Annotated in this window: 10 protein-coding genes; 1 reads left to right on the top strand and 9 read right to left on the bottom strand. The window is 64.8% G+C overall.

The window, feature by feature from the left end:
• From dnaK to GJ630_RS18800, 8 genes are all read right to left on the bottom strand, one after another.
• On the bottom strand, positions 1-1,793 hold a 1,793-nt coding region (gene dnaK / locus GJ630_RS18835), incomplete at its 3' end, for a molecular chaperone DnaK (protein WP_191450697.1).
• 165 nt (positions 1,794-1,958) lie between these two features.
• Positions 1,959-2,645 carry a nucleotide exchange factor GrpE gene (locus GJ630_RS18830; RefSeq protein ID WP_191450694.1) on the bottom strand — a complete coding sequence of 229 codons (687 nt, stop codon included), beginning with the start codon at positions 2,643-2,645 and terminating at the stop codon, positions 1,959-1,961.
• Positions 2,646-2,720: 75 nt separating this feature from the next.
• Positions 2,721-2,912, bottom strand: coding sequence for a DUF1328 family protein (locus tag GJ630_RS18825; protein ID WP_014039548.1), 192 nt, complete (start codon positions 2,910-2,912; stop codon positions 2,721-2,723).
• A gap of 44 nt (positions 2,913-2,956) precedes the next feature.
• On the bottom strand, positions 2,957-3,577 hold the full coding sequence (locus GJ630_RS18820) for a hypothetical protein (protein ID WP_008310818.1): 621 nt from the start codon (positions 3,575-3,577) through the stop codon (positions 2,957-2,959).
• A gap of 90 nt (positions 3,578-3,667) precedes the next feature.
• Positions 3,668-4,558, bottom strand: a complete 891-nt coding sequence (locus GJ630_RS18815) for an RNA-guided pseudouridylation complex pseudouridine synthase subunit Cbf5 (RefSeq protein ID WP_014039550.1) — start codon at positions 4,556-4,558, stop codon at positions 3,668-3,670.
• 4 nt (positions 4,559-4,562) lie between these two features.
• Positions 4,563-5,141: a (d)CMP kinase gene (gene cmk / locus GJ630_RS18810; protein ID WP_050037557.1), complete on the bottom strand. Its 579-nt coding sequence runs from the start codon at positions 5,139-5,141 to the stop codon at positions 4,563-4,565.
• 45 nt (positions 5,142-5,186) lie between these two features.
• On the bottom strand, positions 5,187-6,077 hold the full coding sequence (locus GJ630_RS18805) for a DUF106 domain-containing protein (RefSeq protein ID WP_014039551.1): 891 nt from the start codon (positions 6,075-6,077) through the stop codon (positions 5,187-5,189).
• 87 nt (positions 6,078-6,164) lie between these two features.
• Positions 6,165-6,815, bottom strand: coding sequence for an adenylate kinase (locus GJ630_RS18800; protein ID WP_050037558.1), 651 nt, complete (start codon positions 6,813-6,815; stop codon positions 6,165-6,167).
• 104 nt (positions 6,816-6,919) lie between these two features.
• Here GJ630_RS18800 and GJ630_RS18795 point away from each other — a divergent pair, with 104 nt between their 5' ends.
• Positions 6,920-7,372, top strand: a complete 453-nt coding sequence (locus GJ630_RS18795; RefSeq protein WP_050037559.1) for a peroxiredoxin — start codon at positions 6,920-6,922, stop codon at positions 7,370-7,372.
• A 45-nt stretch (positions 7,373-7,417) separates the two neighbouring features.
• On the opposite strand, the gene GJ630_RS18790 is transcribed toward GJ630_RS18795, so the two are convergent.
• Positions 7,418-8,091 (bottom strand): homoserine kinase (locus tag GJ630_RS18790; RefSeq protein ID WP_191450692.1); only part of this gene is annotated, 674 nt, incomplete at its 5' end.

Genomic DNA, 8,091 nt, shown 5'->3' with positions numbered 1-8,091 from the left:
CTCGCGCCGCCCGGACCAGCGCCCGCTGCGCCGCCGGCAGCCTGCTGGGCCTGGTCCTGGTACATCTGCTTGCCGATCTCCTGCAGTTCCTCGCTCAGGGTTTCGGTGACCTCCTCGTAGTCCTCCTTCGTGGCGTCCTCGTCTTCGAGGACTTCCTCGACGTCCTCGATTTTCGCCTCGATGTCGGACTGGAGGTCCTCGTCGATCTCCTCCTCGTTCTCGTCGAGGAGCGTCTCGGCACGGCGGACCGAGGCCTCGGCCTCGTTGCGGGCCTCGATGCGCTCGCGGCGCTGCTCGTCTTCTTCGGCGTGCTGTTCGGCCTCCTGTTGCATCTCCTCGATCTGTTCGTCGGAGAGTCCGGCACCGCCCTCGATGGTGATGTCCTCCTTGTTGCCCGAGCCCTTGTCTTCGGCTTCGACGTTGACGATACCGTTCTCGTCGATGTTGAACGACACCTCGATCTGGGGCGTGCCCGCGGGGGCCGGCGGGATGCCGGAGAGCGCGAACGCGCCGAGCAGTTCGTTCTCCTCGGCGATCTCACGCTCGCCCTGGAAGACGCGGATCTGGACCTGCGTCTGGTTGTCCTGGGCGGTCGTGAAGATCTTCGATTCCTCGGTCGGGATGGTCGTGTTCTTGTCGATGAGCCGCTCGAACAGACCGCCCTTGACCTCGACACCCAGCGACAGCGGCGTCACGTCGAGCAGGACGATGTCGTCCACATCGCCCGAGAGGACGCCGGCCTGAATGGCCGCGCCCAGCGCGACGGCCTCGTCGGGGTTGACGTTCTTCTTCGGCTCCTGCCCAGTCATCTCTTCGACCTGGTCTTGCACCTGGGGCATCCGCGTCGAACCGCCGACGAGGATGACCTCGTCGATGTCGCTCTTGGTGTAGTCCGCGTCAGCAAGCGCCTGCTCCGTCGGCCCGACGGTGCGCTCGATGAGGTCCTCGGTAAGGGACTCGAACTTCGCGCGCGTGACCTTCTGTTCGAGGTCCAGCGGCCCGTCGTCCGTGGTCGCGATGAACGGGAGGTTGATGCGAGTTTCCTTGCGCGAGGAGAGTTCTATCTTGGCTTCCTCGGCGGCTTCGGTCAGCCGCTGGAGGGCCTGCCGGTCGTCGCGCAGGTCGATGCCGTGTTCAGCCTCGAACTCGTCTGCGAGGTAGTCGATGATGGCGTGGTCCCAGTCGTCGCCACCGAGGTCGTTGTCCCCGTTCGTGGCGACAACCTCGTAGACGCCCCCACCGAGATCGAGGATGGAGACGTCGAAGGTGCCGCCCCCGAGGTCGTACACGAGGACGGTCTGGTCGGACTCGTCGTCGAGGCCGTAGGCCATCGCGGCCGCGGTCGGCTCGTTGACGATGCGCTCGACCTCGAAGCCGGCGATCTCCCCGGCGTCCTTGGTCGCCTGGCGCTGTCGGTCGTTGAAGTACGCCGGGACGGTAATGACGGCCTTCTCGATCTCGTCGCCGAGGTACTCCTCGGCGTCGTGTTTGATCTTCTGCAAGATCATCGCCGAGACCTGCTCCGGCGTGTACTCCTCCCCGTCCAGTTCGACCGAGTAGTCGTCCTCGCCCATGTGGCGCTTGATCGACTGGATGGTCTCGTCGGGGTTCTTTACCGCCTGGTTCTTCGCCGGTTTCCCGACGAGTCGCTCGCCGTCGTCGAACGCGACGACAGAGGGTGTCGTCCGCTCGCCTTCGCCGTTGACAATGATTTCGGGGTCGCCACCTTCCATGACCGCGAACGCGCTGTTCGTGGTCCCAAGGTCGATACCCAGAATCTTGTTGCTCGCCATCTTACCCGCTCATAGCGGATTGGGCCGGTTAAAAGTTGCTAGATGTACTGATCGGAAAAGCGGAGAAAGGGGCCTCCTCCGGGCGTTTTTCTACTCGGTGGCGTTCCCTGACCGGTGATTATTTAATGTACCGCAATACGACCGCTATCCCGTCGTGGTCGCCCGCTACTCCTCGCTCTCGCTGACGGTTACCTGTGCCTCGCGTAGCACTTTGTCGGCCATCTCGTAGCCCGGCCGGTGGACATCGGCGATGGCTCCGTCCGGCTGGTCGCTGTCGACGCGGGCGAGCACCTGATGCTGTGTCGGGTCGACGTCTCCGCCGGGCTCGGGGTCGATGACCTCGACGTTCTCGGCGTCGAGCACGTCGTCAAGCTGCCGGAGCGTGGACTCGACTCCGCCCCTGATATCGGTGTCCTCGTCCTGTCCGAGCGCGCGCTCCAGATTGTCCCGAACGTCGAGCAGCCGCGTCACGAGGTCTTCGGTAGCGCGCTTCTGTTCCTGTTCGCGGCGCTTGTCCATCCGCTTTTTGTAGTTCTGGAACTCCGCTTGCTTGCGCTTGAGCTTCTCCTCTAGCTCCTCAATGTCGTCGTCCTGCTGTTCGACCTGCGATTCGAGACTGTCTACGCGTGTCCGCAGTGCGGAGAGTTCCCGAGCGACGTCTTCGGGGTCCGATTCGGCGACCCGGTCGGCCAGATCGTCGTCGACGTCGAACTCGCCCAGGTCAACCTCGTCCGCGGTGACGTCCTCGGGGGCGTCTTCGAAATCCGCGTCGACGTTGCCGTCCGCTTGCGCCTCGCTCGCGGTCGACTCCTCCGTCGCGGCCGTGTCGTCGGCTGCGTCCTGCTCGGTCATACCCGATAGAAGTCGTCACATGGATAAAAGGATTCAGAAACGGTGTGGCGGTGACACTACCCACCGAAGCCGGCGTCACAGGAGGAAGCTAACGACCATCAGGACGAGGAACACGACGACGAGTATCTTCGCTATTCGCATGCTGAGCCCCGCCACGCCCCCCAGGCCGGCCAGCCCAGCAACGACGGCGAGGACGAGAAACAGCAGCGCCAGTTCGAGGAACCCGCCACCGGGCTGAAGCGGGACCGCAGTTAGTAGGTGCTTCATGCCGTTGTGTACCACCCCATCCTGATTTATTATAGATCCCCTAATCAGGGACCGATGGCGAACGCGCCGGGGTCGTACTGGAACCGCGTTCGATAGGCAGTCCACTCACCGAGTTCTTTCAAGCGGTATTTCGCGAAGGAGGGGTTCCGAACCAGTTCCAACTCTGCGAGCCGTTCCCGGACCGGGTCGAAAAGGGTCGCCCAGTCGAGTTCCTGGAGCGATTCGTCCGGGTTCGCCTCGCTCTCAGTGAACGTTAGTCCGTCGTCTGTTCGCTCGATGGTCCCGTACTGGTACCGGGTCCAGACGGTATACTCACCGAACGGAACGGTCTCAGTGGGTGGCGGCGGTCGACGGTACTGCGCCTGAAACCGCTGGTGTAGTTCGTCGCCACCCCACAGCACTCCGCGGGTAAGGAGCTTGATCCGTCGGTTGGCGTCAACACCGCTGTTGTAGACGATACGTGCGTGTTTGTATTCGCTGGACCGGAACTGCTCGGCGACGTCGTCGTCATGGTGGATATCGATCTCGTACTGATACGGCAGTGGCGTCCGACTTGCGCGTTCGAGCACTGAGACCGTCTCCTCGCCCCGGCGCAGGTCGTCGTACGGTCCCGTTCCACGCCACTGCGCCGGGTCGGCCTCGTCGGGGTCGACCCATCGGTCCATACTAGTACTATGCGTGAAGCGTTCTTAGCTTTTCCCGCGGCTCATGAGTCCCTGACCCGGAATTATCGACGTTGGCCCCGGAACGACGACCTACACCAGCACGCGGTCGAGTTCGACAACGAGGCCGCTGTCGGCGTCCGGGTCGCCGACGAGCGTTCCCAGACAGACCGCAGCGCCGTCGGGCGTGACACAGACAACCTGCGAACCCGTCTCGGGCGTCGCGTCGCCGGCTTCGGCCGGCCCAGTTTCGATGACACCCGGCGCATACACCGGCGCACCGTCTTCGACTTCCCGAGCAGCACTCGGTGCAATCGTGACCCGCGGCAGGTGGACCAGCGCGCGCTCCGCCGGCTGGACAATCTCGCGGAGTTTCCCCTCGTCACCCTCGTCGGCAAACGCTAGCGCGTCGACGAGGTCGTGCATCGTCGACAGCGACGCGTCGTCGAAGGTACCGGTCGCCGTCCGGCGGAGATCGCCCATGTGTGCGCCGGTCCCCGCCGCCAGCCCGATATCGTGACACAGTTTCCGGATGTACGTGCCCGAAGCGCACCGGACGCGCAGGAGCAGCCGACGCTCGCCCTGTTCGAGGATGTCCAGCGAATGAATCCGCCGCGCGCGCAGTTGGCGCTTGACCGCGCTCTTCCGGGGCGGCTTCTGGTAGACCTCGGTCTCGAACTCGGCGACGATATCCGCGATGTCGGCGGGGGCCTGGTCGTGGAGTTCGAGCACCGTCACGTACTCCTTGACGGCGTCGTCGAACACCTGCGCCATCCGGGCGGCGTCGCCGAGCAACACGGGGAGACAGCCGGTCACCTTCGGATCGAGGGTCCCGCCGTGGGCGACCCGGTCCTGGTCGGTGGCGTTGCGGATCCAGGCCGCCACCTGGTGGGCCGAGGGTCCCGGTGGCTTGTCGAGGTTGACGACGCCGAACGAGCGAAGCGAATCGAGGTCCCGTTCGCCGGGCGGGGCACGGAGTGTCATCGGCTCAGAACTCGTACCGGATGTTCTCGACCGGTGCCTTCCCTTCGTCGCCGTCCGGGCTGTACGATTCGACGGCGTGCAGGGTCACGCTCAGAACGCCCTGCGGGTCCCAGCGAGCGGTGTTGACCGCCAGATCGTAGATAGAGAGGTCGTCGAAGTCGATGTCGTAGTAGTCGCTGTAGCGCTGGGCCTCGCTGTCGCCACGCTCCCGGGTTTCGGTCTTTGCCTGTTCGAAGGGCTTGTTCTCCCGTGTCGCGATGCGGTCGGCGCGCACATCGAGCGGCGCGGTCAGCCACAGTTTCATGTCGGCGTACTCGCCCGCCATCCAGCCGGCGAGACGGGACTCCAGTACGAGGTCGTCGCGCTCGGCGGCGATATCCCGGAGCCGGCGGTCCAGATCGCGGTCGATCTGATCGTCCTCCTCGGCGGCTTTGTTCAGTTCGAGCGGCGTCATCCCGCGCTCTTCGGCCAGCGAGCGGAAGATATCGCCGCCGCTGACGTGCTCGTAGCTCAGGGCGTCGGCCAGGCTCTTGGCAAGCGTGCTCTTGCCGCTGCCGGCCGGGCCGGAGACGGTAATCAACATAGAGGTGTTCGGGGGGCCCCGATAGAAAGGGCTGTCTCTTCGCGCCTACCCGGTCGGCGTCGTCTCGACGTTGAGCGCCTTCCGGATGATCTGGGTGAACGACAGCGAGCACAGGAAGTACCAGACAATCCACGCCTGGACTGGGCCGGCGACGCTGTTGCTCCACGCTTCGACCTCGCCGAAGATGGGGAGCGTAATCACCGGGCTCGCGTCGACGCCGGCTCCGAAGACGATCCAGTAGAGCCAGAGGAACAGCGGAATGTTGACCAGCATGATCCACACCATCGGGCGGAACTGCTGTTTGAACATCCCCATCTGGTCGGTCATCAGCTCCATCTGCTCCTCTTCCAGACGGTCAAGCGCCTCTTGGTCGTCGCGTTCCTTCGCGGCTTTGCGGCGCTCTTTCAGGTCCTCCATCTTCTCTTGATGGTCGCCCATCCCCGACATATCCATGAGGTTGTCCTGGAGAATCGTCGAGGTGGTGCCGGTGATGATCGCAAGCACCAGGATGACGACATAAAAGGGAAGCATATCGTTGAGCGGCCCGAGGACAATGTCGATGACCCCGCCTGCGATAACGTCACGGACCGAGGTCATCGAGTAGCCTGCAAACAGGCCGAGCGTCCCGAGGCCGGCGAGCTTGTCCCACTTCGACCAGCCGCTGTCGTCGTCATCGTCGCTGGGCTCGGCGTCGGACTCTTCAAGCGCCTCGCGGACGCCCTCGGGATCGTCGATGACGAACCCCTCGCCGTCGGCGTCGATGAGCAGGCCGGATTCGATGAGCCGGCCCCACTCGCCGCTCGTGAGGTCGTCGCTCACGTCGCTCCAGGTAACGGTCCCGTTCTCTTCGGCCGCAGCGAGTACCGTCGAGAGCGCATCAGTCATTGCCTCGCCGTCTTCGGCGAGTCGTTCTACCTTCGGCGCGGTACGTGCCATTGTGTGTGCTTGAGGTGCGACGGCATATCAACGTTTTACTCTGACTGTCTCGACGATATCGGCCTCGAACGGCGGTTCCGTCGCGTCTCAGGCCGTCTGTGCGTCGACGGCGTCCTGAATGTCGCTCCAGACCTCGTCGGGCGTCTGTTCGCCATCGACGGCGACGAAGCCGTCGTGGTCCCCGTAGTGGTCGATGACCGGTGCGGTGTTGTCGTCGAACACGTCCAGTCGGTTGCGGACGGACTCCTCGTTGTCGTCGTCGCGCTGGATGAGGTCGCCGCCACAGTCGTCACAGACACCGTCCTCTTCGGGCTGATTGAACTCGACGTGGTAGTTCGTTCCGCAGTCGTCACAGACCCGCCGGCCCGTGAGCCGGTCGACTAGCTCCTCTCGCGAGACATCGAGCGAGAGAATCACGTCGAGGTCGGTCATCCCTTCCAGCTCCTCGGCCTGTTCGAGGTTGCGCGGGTAGCCGTCGAGGACGAACCCGTCGGCCTGGGACAGCGCTTCGTCGACGATAGCGTTGACCACCGCGTCCGGCACGAGGTCGCCCGCTTCCATGTATTCGCGGGGCGTGTCGTACTCGGTGTCCATGTCGCTGATGTCCATGTCCTTGTTCGCCCGGAGCGCGTCACCGGTCGTGATGTGTTCGACGCCGTACTCTTCGGCGAGGTTGGCGCTCTGAGTTCCTTTACCGGCTCCCGGCGGCCCGAGAATCAGGATTCGCGGATTCGACATAGGCAGGGTTTCCCAGGGGTCAGTTAAATGGTTGTCCAAATCCTGCCGTCGGGTCGTGCTGCCGCCACCCAAAGGTGTGTCGGCCCCGCCGACCAACCGACGGTATGCTCGAACCCGGAGCGCCAGCGCCCGACGTCAGCGCCCAGAACCAGTTCGGCGAACCCGTCTCGCCCGACTTCGAGGAGCCGACGGTGGTGTACTTCTATCCCGAAGATTTCACCGGCGGCTGTACCATCGAAGCCCGCGACTTTCAGGAACACCTCCCGCAGTTCCGCGAGGGCGGTATCACCGTCTACGGCGTCTCGATGGACGACGTGGCGACCCACGACGAGTTCGCCGAGGAGGAGGGCCTGCTGTACGACCTGCTGGCCGACTCCGACGGGACCGTGGCCGAAGCGTTCGGCCTGGACACCAGTGGCGGCCGGACGGACCGCCGGACGTTCGTGCTGGCCGACGGTGAAGTCAAGTCCGTCTACGACCCAGCCCCCTCGAACCCCGAGGGCCACGCCGAGGAAGTGCTCCACGACGTTCGCAACGAGTACGTCCAGGGTGGATAGACGGCTGTAGCCTGTTTTGCCGCGACAGCATACCGACCACCAGTCTCAGAACACTTCAGCGCCGCCGCCGATTCGGGTCTGGTACACGCGGGCATCGACGCCGCGGTCGCCGAAGGCATCGAGCATCGTGCTCGCGATTTTCCGGCGGTCTTCCTCGGCGCAGGCGGCGATAACGGTCGGACCAGCCCCGGAGATGGTGACACCGGTCGCACCGGCCGCCAGCGCGGCCTCGCGGACCTGTTCGTAGCCGTCGATGAGTTTCGCGCGGGCCGGCGTCACCACGGTGTCGTGCATCCCCTGACCGACGAGTTCGGGGTCGTCGCGGTGCATCCCCGTCGTCAGCGACGCGGCGTTGCCGACCGTCTCTACCATCTGATCGACGCGGGCGGTCTCGGGGACGACGTTGCGCGCGTCCCGCGTGGAAACGACGATGTCGGGGAGACAGGCGACGAGGGGGATGTCGGCATCGACCTGCGTGACGCCCTTCTCGGTCGCGATGGTGAACCCGCCCATGATGGAGGGGGCCACGTTGTCGTCGTGGGCGTCCCCGGAGACGACGGCCTCGCCCTTGGCGGCGATTGGGACCAGTTCCTCGCGGGAGTAGCCGCGGTCGTACAGTTCGTTCAGCCCGACGGCCGCCGCGGCGGCGCTGGCCGCGGAGGACGCCCAGCCCGATGCGGGACGGACCCCTTGTCTATCTGAATGCGTGCGGCGCATCG

The organism is Haloarcula sp. CBA1122 (assembly GCF_009741785.1).
GTDB classification, from domain to species: Archaea; Halobacteriota; Halobacteria; order Halobacteriales; family Haloarculaceae; genus Haloarcula; species Haloarcula hispanica.
Note: the sequence above shows the minus strand (reverse complement) of the source record. Positions and strands in the feature narration are given on the sequence as shown.